This is a genomic window from Methylocystis iwaonis, assembly GCF_027925385.1.
Lineage (GTDB): Bacteria > Pseudomonadota > Alphaproteobacteria > Rhizobiales > Beijerinckiaceae > Methylocystis > Methylocystis iwaonis.
In genome coordinates this window covers 2,477,119-2,499,515 of sequence record NZ_AP027142.1, presented here as the reverse complement: position 1 = coordinate 2,499,515, position 22,397 = coordinate 2,477,119, and the positions used below count along the sequence as shown (strand labels likewise).

The 22,397-nt window shown below is 64.4% G+C and carries 15 protein-coding genes; 11 read left to right on the top strand and 4 right to left on the bottom strand.

Annotated elements, in window-relative coordinates:
* Positions 1-142 precede the first annotated feature (142 nt).
* Both QMG84_RS12125 and rpmF read left to right on the top strand, forming a co-directional pair.
* Positions 143-1,189, top strand: a complete 1,047-nt coding sequence (locus tag QMG84_RS12125; RefSeq protein ID WP_281928145.1) for a glycoside hydrolase family 25 protein — start codon at positions 143-145, stop codon at positions 1,187-1,189.
* Between the two features lie 365 nt (positions 1,190-1,554).
* Positions 1,555-1,743: a 50S ribosomal protein L32 gene (rpmF, locus tag QMG84_RS12120; RefSeq protein ID WP_016919986.1), complete on the top strand. Its 189-nt coding sequence runs from the start codon at positions 1,555-1,557 to the stop codon at positions 1,741-1,743.
* A gap of 171 nt (positions 1,744-1,914) precedes the next feature.
* On the opposite strand, the gene QMG84_RS12115 is transcribed toward rpmF, so the two are convergent.
* Positions 1,915-2,718 (bottom strand): SDR family NAD(P)-dependent oxidoreductase, encoded by an 804-nt coding sequence (locus QMG84_RS12115; protein WP_281928144.1) that lies wholly within the window; start codon positions 2,716-2,718, stop codon positions 1,915-1,917.
* A gap of 6 nt (positions 2,719-2,724) precedes the next feature.
* Positions 2,725-3,225, bottom strand: a complete 501-nt coding sequence (locus QMG84_RS12110) for a tellurite resistance TerB family protein (RefSeq protein WP_202073423.1) — start codon at positions 3,223-3,225, stop codon at positions 2,725-2,727.
* A 290-nt stretch (positions 3,226-3,515) separates the two neighbouring features.
* On the opposite strand from QMG84_RS12110, the gene QMG84_RS12105 reads away from it, so the two are divergent.
* From QMG84_RS12105 to addA, 9 genes are all read left to right on the top strand, one after another.
* Positions 3,516-5,417: a methyl-accepting chemotaxis protein gene (locus QMG84_RS12105; protein ID WP_281928142.1), complete on the top strand. Its 1,902-nt coding sequence runs from the start codon at positions 3,516-3,518 to the stop codon at positions 5,415-5,417.
* Positions 5,418-5,641: 224 nt separating this feature from the next.
* The gene (locus QMG84_RS12100) at positions 5,642-6,613 is read left to right on the top strand and encodes a DUF4118 domain-containing protein (protein WP_281928140.1); all 972 of its coding nucleotides are present in this window, start codon (positions 5,642-5,644) and stop codon (positions 6,611-6,613) included.
* 96 nt (positions 6,614-6,709) lie between these two features.
* The gene (locus QMG84_RS12095; protein ID WP_281928138.1) at positions 6,710-6,925 is read left to right on the top strand and encodes a hypothetical protein; all 216 of its coding nucleotides are present in this window, start codon (positions 6,710-6,712) and stop codon (positions 6,923-6,925) included.
* 112 nt (positions 6,926-7,037) lie between these two features.
* Positions 7,038-8,444, top strand: coding sequence for an adenosylhomocysteinase (ahcY, locus tag QMG84_RS12090; RefSeq protein ID WP_202073420.1), 1,407 nt, complete (start codon positions 7,038-7,040; stop codon positions 8,442-8,444).
* A gap of 384 nt (positions 8,445-8,828) precedes the next feature.
* A complete protein-coding gene (locus QMG84_RS12085; protein ID WP_281928137.1) occupies positions 8,829-11,345 on the top strand; it encodes an ATP-binding protein in 2,517 nt (838 codons plus the stop codon).
* A complete protein-coding gene (gene tsaE / locus QMG84_RS12080; protein ID WP_281928136.1) occupies positions 11,342-12,880 on the top strand; it encodes a tRNA (adenosine(37)-N6)-threonylcarbamoyltransferase complex ATPase subunit type 1 TsaE in 1,539 nt (512 codons plus the stop codon). The genes QMG84_RS12085 and tsaE overlap by 4 nt, the downstream gene beginning before the upstream one ends.
* A 25-nt stretch (positions 12,881-12,905) precedes the next feature.
* A complete protein-coding gene (locus QMG84_RS12075; RefSeq protein WP_281931994.1) occupies positions 12,906-13,598 on the top strand; it encodes a nucleotidyltransferase family protein in 693 nt (230 codons plus the stop codon).
* A 2-nt stretch (positions 13,599-13,600) separates the two neighbouring features.
* Positions 13,601-16,702, top strand: a complete 3,102-nt coding sequence (gene addB, locus QMG84_RS12070; RefSeq protein ID WP_281928134.1) for a double-strand break repair protein AddB — start codon at positions 13,601-13,603, stop codon at positions 16,700-16,702.
* A complete protein-coding gene (gene addA / locus QMG84_RS12065; RefSeq protein WP_281928132.1) occupies positions 16,699-20,136 on the top strand; it encodes a double-strand break repair helicase AddA in 3,438 nt (1,145 codons plus the stop codon). The genes addB and addA overlap by 4 nt, the downstream gene beginning before the upstream one ends.
* Before the next feature lie 259 nt (positions 20,137-20,395).
* Here addA and QMG84_RS12060 read toward each other — a convergent pair whose 3' ends face one another.
* Positions 20,396-21,469, bottom strand: a complete 1,074-nt coding sequence (locus tag QMG84_RS12060) for an AI-2E family transporter (protein WP_202073415.1) — start codon at positions 21,467-21,469, stop codon at positions 20,396-20,398.
* A gap of 194 nt (positions 21,470-21,663) precedes the next feature.
* Positions 21,664-22,227 carry a hypothetical protein gene (locus tag QMG84_RS12055; RefSeq protein WP_281928131.1) on the bottom strand — a complete coding sequence of 188 codons (564 nt, stop codon included), beginning with the start codon at positions 22,225-22,227 and terminating at the stop codon, positions 21,664-21,666.
* Between the last annotated feature and the right edge of the window lie 170 nt (positions 22,228-22,397).

Genomic DNA, 22,397 nt, shown 5'->3' with positions numbered 1-22,397 from the left:
CCTGGACCGCGAGCCTTCAGGCTCGCCTGCCTCCCCACCAACATATTTCGGCTGCAAAGAATCACAAAAATCCCCGATCGGCGTGCATTCGCGGCGCGGCGCGTTAACGCTTCGTTGCCCCCTCCTGGGATAATTTGACGAAATGTGCTCGTTGAATAGTTCCGTATTGCGTATCACCGCGCTTGCTTGCGTTGCGGCCGGCGCGGCGACTCTCGCCGGCTGTGGCAGCAGCTATGATCCCGGCCACGCAAAGCGGCCGCGCTTTGCGACCAGCGCTCCCCTCCTGAACGCCAAGCGGGACCCGACCTTCCTCGCCTATGCGGTGCCGGAATCGGACCTTCACCTCTTCCCCGCGACGCGCAGCGCCGAATTCGCCGTCCATGGCATCGACGTGTCCAAATATCAGGGCGACATAGACTGGGAGCAGGTCAAGGAGTCGGGCGTCGCCTTCGCCTTCATCAAGGCGACCGAGGGCGGCGACAAGGCCGATTCGAAGTTCCAGTACAATTGGGCGGCCGCCAAGGCCGCGGGCGTGCCGCGCGGCGCCTATCACTTCGTCTATTGGTGCCGGCCGCCGCACGAGGAAATCGCCAATTTCGCCTCGGTCGTGCCCAACGATCCGGACGCGCTGCCGCCCGTGCTCGACGTCGAGCCGACGCCGGAGTCCAAGAGCTGCAAGCGCACCCTGTATCGCGACGAGGCGATCCGCGACATGCGGGTCATGCTGGAGGCGATGGAGCGCCATTACGGCAAGAAGCCGATCATCTATTCTTCGGTCGACTTCTACCAGGCGATTCTGCAGCCCGACGCGCTGTCGGAATATCCGATCTGGGTGCGCTCGACGAAATACCACCCCAAGGTGCGCTACGGCGACCGCAAATGGACCTTCTGGCAATATCGCTCGGACGGCCGCGTGCCCGGAATCGTCGGCGCCGTGGACCAGAACACCTTCAACGGCTCCCATGAGCATTGGCGCGGCTGGCTCGCCTCGACGACCGGCATGAAGGCCGCGCCCGTAGCGGCGGCGGCGCCGAAGCCCATCGTGGACGAGCGCGCCGCCAATAAGCTCATCGAGGACGATCCGGCGATGCTCAAGGGCGTCGAGAAGGGCGCCTATGAGAAAGACGCGCCGGCGCAGAGCGGGCCGATTCCGCCCGCGGGGATCGAGGGGCAGCCCGACAAGGGGTGATTCCAGGGCTCCGAATTCGGGTTGACGAGCAGATGTGTCCCCACGTCATGGCCGCGCTTGTCGCGGCCATCCACGCGGCGCCGACCCGGAAAGCTGAGAACATGATCGGACCAACGCGCTTCTTCTCCCCGCGTGTCGTAATGTCCCGGCGTGGATGCCCGCGACAAGCGCGGGCATGACGCGGCTGCGTAGGGTTTGTTAACCTGGATGCGGAGCCCTGGGGGTGACCCGAGAAGGCTGCTGCTGAGGCCTTTCGGGGCTGATGGGGGTAGCCACGGGGCATGTTTTCGAGTATACGCCCGGCACCAGTTTCCGCCGCGCGGCGCGCAACGCCCGCGGCCTTCGCTGTTTAGAGAGACAAGAAAATGGCCGTTCCGAAGAGAAAAACCTCCCCGATGAAGCGGGGCTTCCGCCGTTCCGCCGATGCGCTGAAGGCTCCGACCTATGTCGAGGACAAGGATTCGGGCGAGCTGCGCCGTCCGCACCATATCGACCTGAAGACCGGCATGTATCGCGGCCGTCAGGTGCTCAAGGTCAAGTCGGCCGAGGAATAAGCGGGCTTTCGGGCCCTCTTGTCCTTAAAACGAAAAACCCCTCGTGCTTCGAGACGCCTGCTTCGCAGGCTCCTCAGCATGAGGGGTTTTTCGTTTCTGGCTCCTATCAGCCCTCACCCTGAGGAGCGCCCGCAGCGCGCGTCTCGAGGGGCGAGGGCGCAATCTCGTCAGTTAAACCCGCTTCATCTGCGCCGTCCCGAGCAGAGGCAGCAGAATCGCGCGCGGCGAGAGGCGGGCGCTCCAGACCATGAACTTGTTCATGGTCCCCGGGACGACGACGCGCCTTCCGGCCATCAGCCCCTCATAGCCCTGGCGCGCGACTTCCTCCGCCGGCACCAGCGCCGGCTTCATCGCGCTCATCAGCCCGTCGTAGCTCATGCCGGCGCGGGCCTGAAAGCCCGTGAGCACCGGGCCGGGGCAGAGGCAGGACACTTTCACGCCGGCCGGCTTCAGCTCGTATGAGATCGCCTCGCTGAAGGAGCGGACGAAGGCCTTGGTGGCGTAATAGACAGCAAAGCCCGGCCCCGGCATGAAGGAGGCGACCGAGGCGACATTCATGACGCCGCCCTTGGTCTGCGTCAGCGAGGGCAGGAAGCGCAGCGTCAGAGCGGTCAGCGCGCGGATATTGAGGTCGATCATGGCGAGCTGCTCGGCCTGATCGAGATCGGCGATGGCGCCGATCAGACCGAAGCCGGCGTTGTTGACGAGATATTGCGGCGCGAGCCCGGCCTCGCTGAGGCGCGCGGCGAGCGTCTCGGCGGCGCCTTCGGAGAGGAGGTCCAGCTCCACGACGATCGGGCGCTTGTGGCCCTTGGCGGCGATGTCCTCGGCCAGCGTCGCCAGCCGGTCGCCGCGCCGGGCGACGATCGCCACCTCATGGCCTTTTGCGGCGAAGACGCGGGCAAGCTCGGCGCCGATTCCCTCCGACGCGCCGGTGACGACGGCCGCCGGGCGGGCGTTTGAAAATTGTGTCATGAAACGTCACTCCTTGGGGCGGGACCAGGGGCCGTCGAGCGGCGGCGGGTTCTCCAGCGCCTCGCGCGCCTCGCGGCGCAGCTCGACGCGCTCTCGCGTCGAGACGCCGAGAAGCTCGGCGACGCGCCAGACCACATTTTCCTCGAATTCATGCACCGTGCCGTCGGCATGGGCCATGTCCCACATCATGCCGATCACCTGCTTGCGGCCGTCTTCGTCGAGCCGCCGCTTCAGCACGCTGGTGAAATGATAAAGGTCGACGGCCTCGCGCTCGTTCTGGCAAGCCTGTTGGATGAGGGCGCGCGCCTCGTCCGGCGGAAGGCCGAAGCGCGTCTCGACGAGGAGCTGGATGCGCGCCTTCTCGTTGTCGTCGAAGTCGCCGTCGATCGAGGCGATATTGACGAGCAGCGCGGCGGCCGCGAGCTGGTAATCGGCCGCCTCGACGGGTTTGGGCGCGTTGGCGTCGCCGGTGAGTTCGGTGATGAAGGATCTGAGCGCGTCTAACATGGTGAGCCAAGCCGAAAGGATGCGGTTGCGTTGCTATAGAGCAGGGGCGCGCGCAAGGGTAGGGCGAGCGTTTAGGGCAAGCGTGAGGCGCCCGCGCCCTTGATCGGACTCCGAAATATATCTCGAACTATTTACGACATTTTAGGCTTTGGTCTCAGAATATCTTGACGTCGGCGGAGCCGGCATTCGCGGGCATGACGCCGGCGCGCTTGTTCCCTTCACCCCCGTTTTTCCATGGTTCACTCGCGCCCACGCGCGAGCGCAATCACGTACGCTCTCCAGGAGGCCATATGCGTTTAACGATATCCAAGCTGTTTTCGTTGAGCGCATGTCTGATACTTGCGGGCTTCGCGGTCTCATTGCTCGCCAGCAGCGTCGCGCTTCATCGCCTGGAGATCGGCGGGCCCGCTTACGAAAAGATCGTCGCCGGCAAGGATCTCGTGGCGGATATTCTGCCGCCGCCCGCTTATGTGATCGAATCTTATCTCGAAGCGCATCTTGCCTTGCGCGAGCCCAAGGAAATGCAGGCGCATCTCGAGCGCCTTCAGCAATTGAAGTCCGACTATTCCGCGCGGCGCGAATTCTGGCGAAGGTCCGAGGTGCTCCCTGCAGAGCTGAAGGCGCTTGTCGCGCGCTCGGACGACGACGTTCAGAAATTCTGGCGCACGATCGAGACCTCTCTGCCCGCCGCGCTGAAATCCGGCGATTCGACGCAGATTTCCCGCGCCATGGCGGAGCTCACCAGCGCCTATAACGCGCACCGCGCCGTCGTCGATGAAATGGTGGTGAAGGCCAACGAGTTCTCGTCGCAGGCCGAGGCCAATGCCGCCTTCGAGGCGAAACTCTTTCTCTCGGTGATGTTCGGTCTGGCCGCGCTCGTCTTCGTGAGCATGTGGGCGGTGATCCGCTATCTGCGGCGCAGATCGTGCGAGCCGCTCGGCGCGCTCGCCGCCTATCTCGAGCAATTGACCGAGGGACGCTACGGCGAAAGCGTGCCTTACACGAACAATTCAGACGAGATCGGCGGGGTCGCCCGCGCGGTCGATCTGTTCCGTGAGACCTTGATCGAGCGCGAACAGAGCCGGTTGCGCGCGGCGGAAGACGAGCATCGCCATCGCGAAGAGCGCCGCCTGGCCGAGGAACGGGCGATCCTAGCCGAGCGGGAGCTGGTTTCCGCGTCCATCGGCGCCGGTCTTTCGGAGCTGTCCGCCAAGAACCTCGACTATCGTATGGATCGTGATCTGCCGGAGGCCTACGCCAGGCTGCAGCTCGACTTCAACGCCGCCATCGAGCAGCTCGAAAACGCGGTCGCCGTCGTGAAATCCGGCGTCGGCGCGATTGCGCCCGGCGCGGAGTCGATCGCCTCGGCCGCCGAGGAGCTCTCCGGGCAGGCCCAGCAGCAGGCCGAAGGACTGGAGCGCGCCTCCTCGGCTCTGCATGAGATCACCGAGAGCGCGCGACACATCGCCGTTGGCGCGGGGGAGGCGAATAAAATCGTCGGCGCGACGCGGACCGAGGCGGAGGAAAGCGGCGCCGTGGTCCGCCGCGCCGTGGAGGCGATCAATCTCATCGAGAAATCCTCGCAAAGCATCGGTCAGATCATTGCGGTCGTCGACGAGATCGCTTTCCAGACCAATCTCCTGGCGCTGAACGCCGGGGTGGAGGCGGCGCGCGCGGGCGAGGCTGGCCGCGGCTTCGCCGTGGTCGCGTCGGAGGTGCGCGCTTTGGCGCAGCGCTCGGCCGAGGCGGCGAAGGAGATCAAGACGCTGATTTCCGCTTCTTCCACAGAGGTTGCGCAGGGCGTGGAGCTTGTGGGTCTCGCCGGCACGGCGCTCGGAAAGATCGTCACAAATGTGTTCAATTTGGAGCGCGCGGTCGCGGATATCGCCTCCAGCGCCCGCGAGCAGGCCGCGGGCCTCACGGATGTGAATTCCGTCGTCTCGCAGATCGACCGGAACACGCAAAAGAACGCACAAATGGCGGAGGAGATGACTGTCGCCTCCCGAGCGCTTCAGGAGGAGACGAGCAATCTCGCCCTCACTGTGAGGGATTTCCGGCTGACGCAGGATGCGCTGGCGTCCGTCCGGGAGGTTGCCGCCCGGCCGGCGGCGGCGCCCGTCGTCGCCATGAAATCCGTCGGCAGGGGCGGCGCGGCCCTCGCGCCGCAACAGGACGATTGGGACGAGTTTTAGTCGCCGGGTTAAAGGGGCGGCGCCAAGCCGCCTCTATTGCCGACACTCCGTCGTCGCGATGGCGCGGCGCCTTTCCCTAGGCGCCGGATCGTCCGTTTCTTTGATCGCTGTTCGGCGCCTCCCACGCGCCGCGTGCGCTCTGCGCCCTATGGAACCAGACGCCGGTCCCGCTCGTTAACAAGCATCTCAGTCCAAGCTCGGTCGATTATCGAGCAGAGGCGCGCATGCCCTGGGTCCATAAAATCCACACCGCCTCCATCAAGCGCCGGGGCATTTTGCCCTGGGCGGTCGCCTTGCTGTTGTTTGCGGCGAGCCTTGCGGCGCGGATTCTCCTCGAGCCGGTTCTGGCAGGGATGAAATTTCTGACCTTTCATCCGGCTATCGTCGCCGCGACGCTTCTCTGCGGCTGGCTCCAGGGAGTCTTCGTCCTTTCCCTCTCGGCTCTCGCCGCCTGGTATTTGTTTCTGGAGCCGGCGAGTTCTTTCCAATTGACGGACAGCCCCAGTGTCGGCGCGCTTGTCGCCTTCCTGCTCGTCGGCGGCTTCAATATCGTTCTGGTGGCGGCCCTGCGGGAGACGATCAGGCGCGTGGAATTGGCGAAGGCGGTTCAGGAGACGCTTTTCCGCGAGCTGCAGCACCGCGTCGCCAATAATTTGCAGCTCGTCGTGGCGCTGCTGCGCAACGCCCAGCGCAATTTGCGGAACCCTGTGGTCGCGGCGGAGACCCTCAGCGACGCAGAGTCGCGCATCCTTGCAATGTCCGAGTTGCACCGCCGCCTTCATGACGGATTAGCTTATGTGAATGGGCTCGAGCCGTTGCTAAGGGAAATGCTTGGCCATGCCTTCCACGATTTGCCCGTCAAAGTCACGGTGGATGTCAGCGGCGCCGCCGACCTCTCGATTGATCAGATGACCGCTATGACGCTCCTTGTGAACGAGGCGGCGCTCAACGCCGCAAAGCATGTTTTCTCCAAAGGATTGGGAACGCGCTTCGACGTCGCCCTGTCGAAGAACGAGAAGGGACACCTCCATCTCGTCATCAAAGACGATGGGCCGGGAATGGCTGGCGCCCAAGAGACGGAGTCGAGCTCCCTCGGGATGGGCATTATGGAGGCTTTCGCTACCCAGCTCGGCGGCTCACTTGAAGTCGCCCCCGGCGCGGGCACGGCGTTGAGCGTCGAATTCGCGCATGAGTGATCGCGCCGCGTAAATCTTCGGGCCTCTGCCGTAATTTTTCCTAGTGGGAACTACCTAAATTTCCGTGCGTTCGGGAAGCTCAGGGAGTCTCCTAAAATGCTGCCCGACAACGACAATTCCGATCAGGCGCAAGACGAGCTTATGATCCAGCAGGAACTCGCGAAGGCGATGCGTCTGTCCCTGGCGGCTGTGGCGAATGAGCCGCTGTCCGTGGCGATCGTTCGGCTGTTGATGCAATTGGCCTTGAAGGAGTTCTTACGAAACTCGGGCGGGGATGAGCGCGCGCTCCAGCGGCGTGAGGGCATTGAATAGGGAGCGACGGTCATCACATAAACAAATCTTTATATCTTTATTGCCTTCACCTTCCGCCTTTGCTATAGGCGCTCAACGCCGGGGCGCCGGCCTTCGCGAGCAGAGGATTCGCATGACCGCTCATTTCAATGACTACGCCGTCACCGACATTTCGCTGGCCGATTGGGGCCGCAAGGAAATCAACATCGCCGAGACCGAAATGCCGGGCCTGATGGCGACGCGCGCCGAATATGGCGCGTCGCTGCCGCTGAAGGGCGCCCGCATCGCCGGCTCGCTGCATATGACCATTCAGACGGCCGTGCTGATCGAGACGCTGAAGGCGCTCGGCGCCGACGTGCGCTGGGCCTCCTGCAACATTTATTCGACGCAGGACCACGCCGCCGCAGCCATCGCCGCCACCGGCACGCCGGTCTTCGCGCGCAAGGGCGAGAGCCTCGAAGACTATTGGGACTACACCCACAAGATCTTCGAATGGGCCGACGGCGGCTGCCCGAACATGATCCTGGACGACGGCGGCGACGCCACGCTCCTCATCCATCTCGGCCTGCGCGCCGAGGGCGGCGACACCGCTTTCCTCGACAAGGCGACCAATGAAGAAGAGGAAGTCCTCTTCGCCGCCATCAAGAAGCGCCTGAAGGCCAATCCAGGCTGGTACAAGCGCAACGCGGAGACGATCAAGGGCGTCACCGAAGAGACGACCACCGGCGTGCATCGCCTCTATGTCATGCACAAGGAGGGCAAGCTCCTCTGGCCGGCGATCAACGTCAACGACTCTGTCACCAAGTCCAAGTTCGACAATCTCTACGGCTGCCGCGAGTCGCTCGTCGACGGCATCCGCCGCGGCACGGACGTGATGATGGCCGGCAAAGTCGCTTGCGTCGCGGGCTTCGGCGATGTGGGCAAGGGCTCGGCCGCCTCGCTGCGCAACGCCGGTTGCCGCGTGCTCGTGACCGAAATCGATCCGATCTGCGCCCTGCAGGCGGCGATGGAAGGCTATGAGGTCACGACGATGGAAGACGCGGCGCCGCGCGCCGACCTCTTCTGCACGGCGACGGGCAATGTCGACGTCATCACCATCGAGCACATGCGCGCCATGAAGGACCGCGCCATCGTCTGCAACATCGGCCACTTCGACTCGGAGATCCAGGTCGCCGGCCTGCGCAATCTCAAGTGGCACAATGTGAAGCCGCAGGTCGATGAGATCGAGTTCCAGGACGGCAAGCGCATCATCCTGCTCTCGGAAGGCCGCCTCGTGAACCTCGGCAACGCGACGGGCCATCCGTCCTTCGTGATGTCCGCGTCCTTCACCAATCAGACGCTGGCGCAGATCGAGCTCTACACGAAGCAGGGTCAGTATCCGACGGGCGTCTACACGCTGCCCAAGCATCTCGACGAGAAGGTCGCGGCCCTCCACCTCGACAAGATCGGCGTGAAGCTCACCAAGATGACCGATCAGCAGGCGACCTATCTCAACCTGCCGGTGAACGGCCCGTTCAAGCCGGATCACTACCGCTACTGAGCCCGGCGTTTACGGGCGGGGTTTGGCCAGAAATCCCGCCCGGCCCGCCGCCAGCTTTCGTTTCCCATGCCTTGCGGCCCCCCTCCATGGAGCGGGGCCGCATTTTTTAGTCAATTTCTAATAGAAATCGGATTCCGTTTTGGCTCATCGCGTTTTAGATTGAGGCGATTCGTATCGAGCGTCGTCGGCGCAGCGTAACAGCCGGGCCGAATGTGTTGCCGCCCTCACCCTGGGGGCGATGGGAGTCCGCGCGCGCGTCCTGGCGGGAAATTGCGCAACCTGTGCGGTCCCGCGGCGTTGATGTGATGAGCACCCCGATGATCTCTTGGAGCTTGGTCTCATGACGCCAGAGCCGGTTTGCGCGCGAAAGGAATTCTGTCCTTCATGACGCGGCGCCGCCAAACGAATTCTCAGAAGCTTCAATATGCCGGGGCAGGTGGTTTGCGTTGCGCTGTTGCGAATGGCGCTACGGCGCTCGCCGCGCTTTTCGCGACGCCGGCGCTCGCGCAGGCGCTCGTTGCGGATATTCCTTTCGACTCGAATGTCGTCAGTTTCGCCCTCAGCGGCGGGCTCGCCCTGTTTTCCGCCGTGGTGGCCATCGCCCATATCGGCGAGCGTAACGGCTGGCGCCGGCGCGAGACCGAGCTGCTGGAGGAGCTCGAAGACGCGCGCGCGCGGCTCGATCGCATAAAGACCTTCATGGCGAGCGAGCCGCAGGTCTTCATCGCCTGGACGACCCCGGACAGCGAGCCCGACGTCAGCGCGTCGACGCTGCTCCCATCCGATGCGGCGATTTCGCCGCGGCGCATCCTCTCCTTCGGGAGCTGGCTGGCTCCGAAGGGCGCGCAAGACCTCGAAGCCGCCGTCGAGCGCCTCCGCAACAGCGGCGAGTCCTTCCGCCTGCAGCTCGCGGGCGCGGTCGGCCGGCATTTCGATGCAGACGGCCGCGCGGTCGGCGGCAGCGCCGTATTGCGCATTCGCGAAGTCTCGGGCGACCGGCTGGAGCTCATCGGCCTGCGCGAGCGTTACGCCGAAACGCAAAAGGAGCTTTCCGGCCTGCATGCGCTGTTGGAAGCCTCGCCGACCCCCGTCTGGGCGCGCGACGCCGACGGCCGGCTCGCTTTCGTCAACAGCGCTTACGCATCCGCCGTCGAGGCGAAAGATCCCGCCGACGCCATTGCGCGCGGCCTGGAGCTTCTGGATCAGTCCGCCCGATCGGAAGCCGCGAAGGCGATCGCCAAGGGCGTGGCGTGGCGCGCGCGCGTGCCGGCGGTCGTTGCGGGCGCCCGTCATATGCTCGATGTGACGCAGGCGGCGGGGCCCATGGCGGCCTCGATCGCCATAGACCAGCACGAGGTGGAGACGGTGCGCGCCGATCTCCAGCAGCAGATGCAATCGCATGTGCGCACGCTCGATCAACTGCCGACGGCGGTCGCGATCTTCGATCGCGGGCGGCGGCTCGTCTATCACAATGACGCCTACGCCAAGCTCTGGCAGCTCGAACCGCGCTTCCTCGACCACAAGCCGACCGACGGCGAAATTCTCGATCGCCTGCGCGCCGGCGAGCGCATGCCGGTCGAATCCGACTATAAGGCCTGGAAGGAGCGGCTGTTCGAAGCCTATCGTTCTCCGGAGCCCGTTCGCCATACCTGGCATCTGCCGGACGGGCGCATCCTCGAGGTTGTCGCGCATCCCAACACGCAGGGCGGCGTCACTTACCTCTACGACGACACAACCAAAGCCTATGATCTCGAAACGCGTTTCAATGCGCTCAATCGCACGCAAAGCGAGACGCTGGAGACGCTGCACGAGGGCGTCGCGGTGTTCGGCGCCGATGGGCGTCTGAGCTTCTGCAACCCGGCCTTCGCGGAACTCTGGCGGCTCGATCCCGACGTGCTCGCCAAAAAGCCACGCTTCGAGGCGATCGTGACGCAGTGCAAGACGCTGCACGATAATGACGACACCTGGGCGGCGCTGAAGGGCTTTGTGACGAGCTTCAACGATATGCGCGAAGGCTTCACGCGGCGCATCGAGCGCAGCGACGGCATGGTGCTGGATTGCACGGCGCAATCTCTGCTCGAAGGCGCGGCGCTCTTGACCTTCGTCGACGTAACGGCGGACGTGAACGTCGAGCGCGCGCTCACCGACCGCAACACCGCGCTGGTCGCGGCCGAGAAGCTGCGCAACGACTTCATCCATCACGTCAGCTATGAGCTGCGGTCACCGCTCAATAACATCAACGGATTCGTTCACCTCTTGGGCGAGGAGTCGACCGGACCGCTCAATCCGCGCCAGATGGAATATCTTGGTTATGTCAGCAAGTCGTCGGCCGCGCTGCTCGCGATCATCGACGATATTCTCGATCTTGCCACGATCGACGAAGACGCGATGGAGCTGGAACTCTCCGACGTCGATGTGCGCGCCACCATGGGCGCCGCCATCGAAGGCGTTCAGGATCGCCTCGCTGAGAATTCGATCGACGTGCAAATCATTGCCATGGACGACATCGGCACGTTCCGGGGCGACGCCAAGCGCGTGCGGCAGGTGCTCTTCAATCTGCTGTCCAACGCCATCGGCTTCTCTCGCCCTGGCCAGACCGTGACGCTCGCCGCCCTGCGCCGCGGCGATGAGGTCGTGTTCAAGGTCACTGACCACGGCCGCGGCATTCCGGCGGAGGTTCTGGAGCGCGTCTTCGAGCGTTTCGAGTCGCATACCGCCGGCTCGCGCCATCGCGGCGTCGGCCTGGGCCTCTCCATCGTGCGCGCCTTCGTCGAGCTTCACGGCGGGAAAGTGTTCATCGACACGGCGCCGGGAGAGGGGACGACCGTCACTTGCGTCTTTCCGGCTCTTGCGGCCGAAGAAGAAGCGCGACTGATCGCGCATGAAGGAGGCGCCGAGTGACGGACGAAGCGGCAGGGAAAACCGTCTGGCGCGTGGAAGTCAGGGACGAGGCGGCGACGGCCGCCCTCGCGCAGGATCTCGCGTCGCTGCTCGAAAGTGGCGACACCGTGACGCTCGCCGGCGACCTCGGCGCGGGTAAAACGACCTTCGCCCGCGCGCTCATCCGCAAGCTGATGGAAGACCCGGCGGTGGAGGCGCCAAGCCCGACCTTCACGCTCATGCAGGTCTACGAGAGCGATCAAGTTCGAATCGTTCACGCCGATTTCTACCGCATCGACTCCTCTTCGGAGCTTTCCGGCCTCGGCTGGGAAGAAGCGGTGGAGGACGCCATCGTCCTCGTGGAATGGGCCGAGCGCGCGCCCGAGGTTCTTCCGCCAGACCGCCTCGACGTTCGTCTGAGCTTCGCCGACGTCGATAATCGCGACGCCCGCCGCGTCACCATCTCCGGCCATGGCGCCTTCGCGCAACGGCTCGCCTCCTTCAAGGCGCTGCGCGAGTTTCTGCGTCGCGAGGGATGGAGCGACGTCAAACGTAGCTTCCTGATGGGCGACGCCTCGACGCGCGCCTATGAGACTTTGGAAAAGCCCGAGGGCCAGCGCGCGATCCTGATGATCTCGCCGCCGCGCCCCGACGGTCCGCCGATCCGCTACGGCAAATCCTACAGCGCCATCGCGCGGCTCGCCGAGAATGTGAAGCCATTCGTGGCCATGGCGAATGGGCTTCGCGCGCATGGCCTCTCGGCGCCGGAAATCTATGGCGAGGACATCGCCGCCGGTCTGCTCATCGTCGAAGACCTCGGCCGCGAAGGCGTCGTCGACGAGAATGGGCCGATCCACGAGCGCTATCTCGAAGCGGCCGGCGCGCTCGCCCATCTTCATTCGCAGAAGCTGCCGGATACGCTGCCGGTCGATGGCGCGGGCAATTATCACATTCCGCCCTACGATATGGATGCGCTGCTGGTCGAGGTGGACCTGCTGCTCGAATGGTATGTCGCCCATAAAAAGGCGAGCGTCGCCTCCGGCGCGCGCGCGATCTTCGCCAATCTCTGGCGTCAGGCGCTGCTGGAGATCGCCAGCGCTCAGCCGACATGGACGCTGCGCGATTATCATTCGCCCAATCTCATCTGGCTCGACGGCCGCGAGGGGATCAAGCGCGTCGGCGTCATCGACTTCCAGGATTGCGTGCTCGGCCACCCTGCTTACGACATGGCCTCCCTTGGCCAGGACGCGCGCGTCACTGTGCCCGACCAGCTCGAGGTGAGGCTTCTCGCCCATTACGCCAAGCTGCGTCGCGACGCAGATGAGACCTTCGACATGGCGGCCTTCGCCAAGGCCTATATGACGCTCGCGGCCCAGCGCGCGACCAAGGTGCTCGGCATCTTCGCGCGCCTCAACCAGCGCGACGGCAAGCCGCAATATCTGGCGCATATGCCGCGGGTGGAAGCCTATCTGAAGAAGAGCTTGCGACACCCGGCTCTGGCTGAGATAAACGCCTGGTATGAAGCCAATCTGCCAGGACTCTTCAGTGATGGCTGAGCGCGTCGCCATGCCGAAGACCGCCATGGTCTTCGCGGCGGGGCTCGGCACGCGCATGCGGCCTCTCACCGATCAGACTCCCAAGCCGCTGGTCACAGTCGCCGGCCGCACGCTGATCGACCGCGCGCTGGATGATCTCGCGCGCGCAGGCGTCGAGACGGCAATCGTGAACGTGCATCATCTCGCCGATCAGATCGAAGCGCATCTTACCGACCGGCGCGAGCCGCGCATCGTGATTTCCGACGAACGCGCTGTGCTGCTCGATCAGGGCGGCGGCATCAAGAAGGTTTTGTCGCTCATCGGCGAAGACCCGTTCTTCATCTGCAACACGGATGCTTTCTGGTTCGACGCGCCGCAGCCCAATCTGATCGCGCTCGCGCAAGCTTGGAACGCCGACGACATGGATGCGGCGCTGTTGCTTGCGCCGACGCAGGGCAGCGTCGGCGTCGATTGGGATGGCGACTTCGATCTTTCTCACGAAGGCCGCATCATCCGCCGCGCCGGGCCCAAGCCCTATGTCTATTCCGGCGTTGGCCTGATCAAGCCGCAGCTTTTCGCGCAAGAGTCCAGCGACGTCTTCAAGCTCGCGCCTTTCTTTTTTTCGGCGGCCGAAAGAGGGCGCCTTTTCGGCGTCGTCTCCACGGGACTCTGGCTTCACGTCGGCACGGTCGCGGCGATCGCCGAGGCCGAGAAAGCGATCCACGCGCAAGGGAGATAAGCTTGGGCGTCAGGCGCAACGTCTTCACCATTGCGCCGGGCGCGCCGTTTCTCGAAACCTTCGTCGAGGCCTTTCTTGCAGGCGAGATCGTCTCCGGGCTTTCGCGCGAGACGCCGCCGCTCGCCATGGCGCGAACGACGATCTATGTGCCGACGCAACGCGCGGCGCGTGCCCTTCGCACGCAATTCGCCCGCGCCTTCGACAAAGGCGCAACGCTCTTGCCGCGCATCTTGCCGCTCGGCGGATTGGAGGAGCGCGAGACAACCGCGCTCTTTGGCGATTTCTCGGATGATTTCGACGCCGCCGCGCTGCCGCAAATCGAGGAGCTGGAGCGGCGTCTTCTGCTGGCGCAGCTCATCGTGAAATGGTCCGAGGCGGTCGGCGCCGCCATCGTTTCAGCGGATGGGCAGGGCGACTTCATCTACGACGAAAGCGAGCCTTTTCTCGTCGCCTCCTCGCCCGCCGGCGCCTATGCGCTTGCAGCGGACCTCAGCGCGCTGATCGACGAATTCATCATCGAGGACATTCCTGCTGACGCCATAGATCGAGCAATCGACGACAGCGCCTTCGATCCCTATTGGTCGATCACCACGACCTTCCTGCGCATCGCCTTGCAGCAATGGCCGCAGATGCTGCAGGAGATGGGCCGCATCGACGCCTCGGCGCGTCAGAAGCGCCTGATCGAAGCGCAGATCGCGAAGCTCTCGGAAAGCCAGGATCACGCGCCGGTGATCGCCATCGGTTCGACCGGCGCGCAGCCGACGACGGCGCGACTGCTCTCCGCCATCGCCGCGCGCGACAATGGCGCCGTGGTGTTGCCGGGCCTCGGTCTCGACATGAGCGACGCCGCCTGGGCGCAAGTGGGGGAGGGCGACGGCGAGCCTGCGTTCACCCATCCGCAGACCATGCTGAAGCGCCTGCTCGGCGTGATGCAATTGACGCGCGAAGACGTGCGCGAGCTATCGACATCCGATATGCGCGCCGAGCGGCGCCGGCTCGTCTCGCAAGCGATGTTGCCGGCGGATGCGACGGCCGTGTGGCGCGATTTCCGAAGCGCTCACAGCGCTAGTTTCGATGCCGCGCTCGACGGCGTCGCCCTGCTGGAAGCGCCCGACGAGCAGGCCGAGGCGCTCGCGCTTGCCTTGTTCCTGCGCGAGGCGCTGGAGACGCCCGGCCAAACCGCCGCCCTCGTTACGCCCGACCGCACAATCGCGCGGCGCGTCGCCGCCGAGTTGCGGCGCTTCGAGATCGAGATCGACGATTCCGGCGGCGCGTCGCTCGCCTCGACGCAAGCGGGCGCGCTGGCGCGGGAGCTGGCCGGGATCGGCGCGACGGGGCTCGACGCCATCGCCATCGCGTCGCTGCTTGCGCATCCGCTCACGCGTCTTGGTCACACGCGGGAAGAGATTGCGGCGCTGGCGCCGCGCGTCGAGATCGGCGCGCTGCGGGGTTTGCCGGCAAGCGCGGCTGGTTATGCGCAACGGGCGGCGGAAGCGCAGCGGGCGGCGGGCGATTGGCGCGCGCATCCTGCGGCGCGCCGCATCGACGCCGCACAATGGGCGCAGATCGAGTCGCTTTTGCAAGATATGGAAGCAGCCTTGGCGCCGCTTCTCGCCTTGCGCGACGCACAGGATTTGCGGGCTTTCGCACGCGCCCATCGCGCGGCCTTCGAGGCGATCGCGCAAGGGGCCGAGGAGAGTGATGACGAAGGGGCGGTAGCGCTCTTCGATCTTTTCGAGCGACTCGCGCGCGCCGATGCGCCGTCGGGCTTCACCGCCTCGGCCTATGCGGCGCTCTTCGATCGCATCGCCTTCGAAACAACTTTGCGCGGGCCGCGGCGCGCGCATCCGCGCTTGAAAATTCTCGGTCCTCTGGAAGCGCGCCTCATCGACGCCGACCTCATGCTGCTTGCGGGACTGGACGAAAGCATTTGGCCGCCGCAAACGGAAACGGGGGCCTTTCTGAATCGTTCGATGCGCGCACAGCTCGGGCTCTCGCCGCCCGAACGACGCATCGGGCAGAGCGCGCATGACTTCATGATGGGGCTCGGCGCGACACGCGTCGTGCTCAGCCGCGCCGCCAAACGCGATGGCTCGCCGACCGTTGCGTCCCGCTTCCTCACGCGCCTCGAAGCGCTCGCTGGCGAAGCGATCGACGCCTGTCGCGCGCGCGGCGCAAAAATGCTCGCGCTCGCAACTGCGCTCGATCAGCCAGGCGTGGATGAGGCCACGGCGCTATCGCGGCCGGCGCCGCGGCCGCCAATCGAGCTGCGGCCGAAGAGCCTCAGCGTCACGCGCATCGAAGTCTTGCGGCGCGACCCTTACGCCATTTTCGCCGAGCATATTCTGAGGTTGAAACCGCTCGATCCGCTGGGCGTGGAAATCGGCCCGCGTGAGATCGGCACGGCGATCCACGAAACGCTCGAAACCTTCGTGACGAGTCACCCGAGCGGCCCCTTGCCGCCGACAGCGCGTGAGGAGCTCCAGGGGATCGCACGCGCGTGTTTGAAGGAATTCCTTTCCGATCCGGCCTTCGAGACCTTTGTCTGGCCGAGGCTCATGGCCGGGCTCGATCACGCCCTCGACTTCGAAACGCAAAGGCGCGAGGAAGGTGGCGTCATCTTCATAGAGAAATCGGCGTCCTGGGCGCTTCCGCTGATCGACGGTTCGAGTTTCACGCTGACGGCGAAGGCGGACCGCATCGAGATCGGGCCCGATAAGAGAGCCTGCGTCTTCGACTACAAGACCGGCAAGCCGCCGAGCATGAAGCAGGTGCAGGCGGGTTTCGCGCCGCAGCTCACCCTCGAAGCGGCGATGGTTGAGGCGGGCGCGTTCAAGGAGATTGGCGCGCATGTCGTCTCTGGCGCCGCTTATGTGGGGCTGAAGGACGGCGGCAAGACGCAGGCTTTGAAATTCGACGGCGCCTCTTTCGAAGAGGTGGTAGCGAAGCACGCGCAAGAACTCGTGAAGATGCTCTCGCAATATCGCAACCCCGAGACGCCCTATCCGTCGCGCCCCTTTGTGGCGCTCGTTGCGCATGAAGGCGATTATGATCATCTCGCGCGCGTGAAGGAATGGTCGCGCGGCGGCGGAGAGGGCGCATGAGCGACCGCGTCTTCGTCTCGATGACCGTTCGCGCCCAGCATAAGGCCTCCGATCCGCGCGTGTCGGCATGGGTGTCGGCCCATGCGGGCTCTGGCAAAACCTATGTGCTCACGCAACGCGTGTTGCGTTTGCTGCTCGAAGGCGTGCGCCCTTCGCAGATCCTGTGCCTGACCTTCACCAAGGCCGCTGCAGCCAATATGTCGACGCGTATTTTCGACAGGCTGGCGCAATGGGCCTTGCTCGATGACGAAACGCTCGCCCGAGAAATCGAGGAGATGGGCGCGGGAGCGCCGACGCCGGCGCAGCTTGATTTCGCGCGCCGCCTGTTCGCCCGCGCGGTGGAGACGCCGGGCGGGTTGAAAATCCAGACGATCCACGCCTTCTGCGAAAAGCTGCTGCATATTTTTCCGCTTGAGGCCAATGCGCCGGCGGGCTTCAGCGTGCTCGACGATATGGCGCGCGCCGAGCTTTTGCAGACCTCGAAGCTGCGCGCGATCCAAGAAGCAATGCAGAGCGAGTGCGACTTGCACGACGCGCTGACGCTCGTCGCGCAGGAGACGACGGAGAATGGCTTCGACGATCTCTGCAACGAGCTGCTCACCAAGCGCGACGCGCTGGCGCAGGCTTTCGATCGAGAAGATTATTCGCGTCGCCTGCGGCGCCGTCTGGGTCTCGATGAGGACGAGACGCTCGCGCTAATCGAAGCGGAGATGGTCGAGGGCTTTGAGACATGGCCCGAGCTATTGGCGTTGCTGCAACTCGGTTCGGCCAACGACAAGAAGCTCGCCGAACATCTCAAGCGAGCAATGGCGCTGACGTCGCCCACTGAGCGCGCCGATAGTTATGTCTCTGTCTTCTACACCGATAAAGGAACGCCGCGCGGCGGCGAAAAGACAAAGATCATCACGAGCGGATTGCAGAAGCGCGCGCCGGGCCTGTTGGAGCAGTTGGAGGCGGAGCGCGATCGGCTCGGACTGCTCATCGAAAAACGCAAAGCGGCGGCGGTGGTCGCGCGCTCCTTGGCGCTCGCGCTCCTCGGCGACGCGATCATCGCCGAATATGAGCGCTCGAAGCGCTACCGCAATCTTCTCGATTACGACGATCTCATCGAAAGCGCGCGGCGCCTGCTCAATCGCTCGAATCCCTCCTGGGTGCTCTACAAGCTCGACTCGCAAATCGATCACATTCTGCTCGACGAGGCGCAGGATACGAGCGCGCGGCAATGGGACATTCTCACGGCGATCGCCAAGGAATTTTGCGCGGGCGTCGGCGCGAGGCGCTTGGCCCGAAGCTTCTTCGCCGTCGGCGACGACAAGCAGTCGATCTTCTCCTTCCAGGGCGCGGCGCCGGAGAAATTCGACGCCATGCGGCGCAGCTTCGAGCGTGGCTTTCTCGCTGTCGAACAGCATTTCGAATATGTGCGGCTCGTTGAATCCTTCCGCTCGGCGCCAGGCGTCCTCGCCGCCGTCGACGACGTGTTCAACTTTGCGGATAATGACGTCGGCTTAACTTGCGACTCCGATCCGGACAAGCCGCCACTTAAACATGAGGCGGCGAAAAGCCACCTTCCGGCGCTGGTCGAGATCTGGAAGCCGATCGGCCCATCCGGCAAGGAGGAGCCCGAGGACTGGCGCCTGCCGCTCGATTACGCCACATCGAGCGATCCGCCCGAACGTCTCGCGCGCAGAATCGCGAAAAAAATTCGCGCTCTTTTGGCGCCCGAGAGCGGCGAGTGCGTGCACGAGAACAAGACGGCGCGGCGCGTCGAGCCGCGCGATATTCTCATCGTCGTGCGCAAGCGCGGCGCTTTCTTCGAAGCGCTGATCCGTGCGCTGAAGTCGGAGAATGTTCCTGTCGCCGGCGCCGACAGGCTGGACCTCGGCGCCCATATCGCCGTGAACGACCTCGTCGCTTTGGGGCGCGTCGTGCTGCTCCCGCAGGACGATCTCACGCTCGCGACAGTTTTGAAATCGCCGATCTTCGGCTTTGATGACGACGATCTCATCAAGCTCGCGCCGCCCAGGCCCGCTTCGCTCTTTGATGCGCTTGCGCAAGCCGAAGACGAAACCTATCGCGCCGCCGCGCGCTTGATAGAGAGCTGGCGGCGTGACGCCTTCGCGCTGGTGCCGTTCGAGTTTTACGCGAAGATACTCGGGCCGGGCGAGGGGCGGCGCCGTGTCGTCGCGCGTCTGGGGCCCGAAGCTAATGACGCGATCGACGAATTTCTGCGGCTCGCGCTGTCGTTCGAGCGTGAGGAGTCGCCCTCGCTCGTCAGCTTTCTGGCGATGGTGGAGAGGCTCGATCTCTCCATCAAACGCGACATGGAGGCGGCAGGCGCGGCCGTGCGCGTGATGACCGCTCATGCGGCGAAGGGGCTCGAAGCGAAGATCGTGTTTCTGCCCGACACTTGCGGCGCCCCATCGGGAAAACACGATCCCAAGCTCTTCACGCTGGGAGACGAAGACGCGCTTTCGCTTGTCTGGTCGCGCGGCAAGGACAGCGACCCTGCCGCCATTACCGCTGCGCGCGAGGCGCATCGCGAGGCCGAACGCGCGGAGCATCGGCGCTTGCTTTACGTCGCCATGACGCGCGCCGAGGAGCGGCTCTATATTGCGGGATACCACGGCGAGAAGGGGCCCGCCGACGGCTGCTGGCACAAGATGATCGTCGACGCCTTGAAGGAAAGCTGCAAAGAACGCGACGATCCCGACGCGCCCGACGGATACATTCTGAGTCGTGGCGACGTTCAGTTGCGCCACGATCTTGCGTGTGGCGACGCGGTCTTCAGCAGCATCGAAATTCCATCCTTTGCGCGCGCGCCCGCGCCGCGTGAGAGCGCGCCCATGCCGCCTTTGCGGCCGTCGAGCGCATTGGCCGGCGCCGATGCGCTTGGCGATCTCTATGGCGTGGCGCCCCGGAAGAGCGACGCTGCGCGCATTCTGATCGGGCGGCTGACGCATGCTTTGCTGCAGCATCTTCCCGAATGTCCGCAGGCGCGTCGCGAAGAGGCCGCCAAGCGCTTTATCGACCTTCGCGGCGCAACGCTCGACGACGCCACGCGCGCGCAGATCGTCGAGGCTGCGATGGCAGTGGTTTCAGATCCGCGGCTCGCGCAGCTCTTTGGGTCGCGCTCGGCCGCCGAGGTCGACATCGTCTCCGCGCTTGCGGAAGGGCATGTCGTATCGGGCCGCATCGACCGGCTTGCCGAGACGGACGATGAATTGCTGATCGCCGATTTCAAGACGAGCCGCCCGCGCGAGGCGCTCGATGCGACTCAGCTTCGTCAGCTCGCGCTCTACAGGGCGGCGCTCGCGCCGCTTTATCCGCAAAAGAAGGCGCGCTGCTTTATTATTTGGACCGAGACTGCGTCTGTCGTGGAAGCGGATGACGCGGCGCTCGATGCGGCGTTGGCGCTGGCCCTGAAGAACGGTTGAGCTGCGGCAAACGACGCGTCCCGTTTTCGTTTTGGCGCCTGTCATTCCCGACGCTCGCGTAGCGAGCGATCGTGAATCCAGAGCAAAACCAGCGCCGTCATTGCGAGCGAAGCGAAGCAATCCAGAGCCCCGCCTCGGCCCTGGATTGCTTCGTCGCTTCGCTCCTCGCAATGACGATGGGGGCCGGATTCCCGGTCGGGCTTTCAGCCCGCCGGGAATGACAGGCGCCAACGCGAGCTTGTCAACGGAGAAGACTGTATCACTCCTCATGCTGCTCCGGACCGCTGCGACGGCGCCAGAATTCCAGCATGAGCGTCGTCATCGTGAATGCGATCGGGCCCAGGATCAAACCATGGGCGCCGAAGAGTTGAAGGCCGCCGAGCATGGCGACGAAAGCGGGCGCCGTATGCAGCCGCAGGGTTTCGCCGACGAGCAAGGGACGCACGACATTATCCGCCGTCGAGATGACCACGCCGCCCCAAAGCGCAAGCGTGATGGCGTCGGCCCAGCGATCCTCAAGAAAGAGATAGATCGTCGCCGGTATCCAGATGACGAAAGAGCCGAGCACGGGGATGATGGAGATGACGCCCATCACGACAGCCCAGAGCGCGGGCGAGGGGAAGCCGAGCCACCAGAACATGAAGCCGCCGAGCGCGCCTTGCAGGGCCGCGACGGCGAGCGTGCCGAAGATCGTCGCATGAATGGTGTCGCGCACGCGTATGATGAGCTTGCCCGTCTCTACATTCGAGAAGGGCGAGAGACGCACGAGGGCGTCGAGACCGGTGCGCCGGTCGCGCAAAAAGAAGAAGAGCAGATAGAAGGCGAGAACGAGGGTGATCGCCTGGCCGGTCGACTGCTTGAGCAGCGACGCGCCGATGTTGGTGAGGAATTCGCCGATCCGGGCGGCGATAGTCGGCGCATCGACGCGCTCGCCCAGCCATTTCAGCCAAGGATGCGCGTCGAGAAACGCGCCCCAGTTTCCCTCTGAAACGGCCTTCTGGATGTAAGTCACGCCGGCCAGCGCCTCGGCGATGAGGCGTTGGGAGATGAACAGCAAGGGCGCGACGATAATGAGCGCGACGCTCGTTACGGACAGCGCCGCCGCGGTATTGGGGCCGACACGAGATTCGAACCAGCGATGCGGGCGCACGAAGAGCACAGCCAGCACGAGCGCCCAGGTGAGGCTCGCAAAGTAAGGCTCGACGATCAGCGCCGTGACAATCACGAAGAGGGCGGTGAAGCCTAGCCGGACGAGAAGATAGACGTCGATTGGCTCGCCGCCGGTGGTGAGCTCCACGAGTTGCGCCTCTTCCACTTTTATGCGATCCGCCATCGGCCCCTCCGCAGTGTCGGGCCCTTTAGATAAGGCGTCTCGGGCGTGGGCAAACGCGCATATTGCCTGCGATCTGCGCCTGCAGCGCAGGCGAGCTTCGTCGAAGCTCGGAAAATGTGGCTAAAACTTTACTGCTACGGCTGCGCGCGTAATGGGAGGCGCGCGCCGGCGGCATCCGGCGCGCGCATTCATTTTCAGAACACGCATTCTTTCGGCAGCGCGTCCTCGGACCAGCTTTCGAGTTTCTTCGCGGGCGTTTTGACTTCGATCGCCTTGCCGTCGCGCTTGCCTTTGCCGCTGAGGAAATTGAGATCGCAGTTGTGGGCGGCGTTGGGGTCGAGCGTGTCGTAGGATTCGCGCGTGAGGCCGGCGACGACGAAGTCCTTGTTGCGATAGACGACCGTGAGCGTCTGCGTCCAGCGGTCTCTACCGACGCCGGTGTTTTCCGACTTGATCAGCAACGAGCCCCTGGCGGTCGTCTCCAGCGAGGGGCGCGTGCCCCACATGCCGCCGCTCCAGGCCACGCTCTTCTTCACCAGCGCCGCCTTCAGCGGCTTCGAGATGTCCCGGGCCGGTTCGAGATTGAGATAGAGGTAAAGATCGGCCCCAGAGTCGCCGTTCTCGACCAGAACGGCGCGGTCCGTATTTCCGTCCATGAAGGAAAGCGTCTTGGAATCGAGAACGGTGGAGAAATCGGGTTCGGCCTGCGCCGCTCCCGCAAGGCATACCGTCGCCGCTATCATAACCAGTCTGCGCATTATTGCCCCCTCAAAGAAAAGCCGCCCGAAATATCGGGCGGCTCGACGTTCAAAACTGTGCGTTAGCGCTCATACCATTTCCGATTGAACAGCTCGCGCTGGGCGTTGTCATTCCCGGCGGGCTGAAAGCCCGACCGGAATCCAGAGCCACAAGAGCGCCGCTGGTTTTG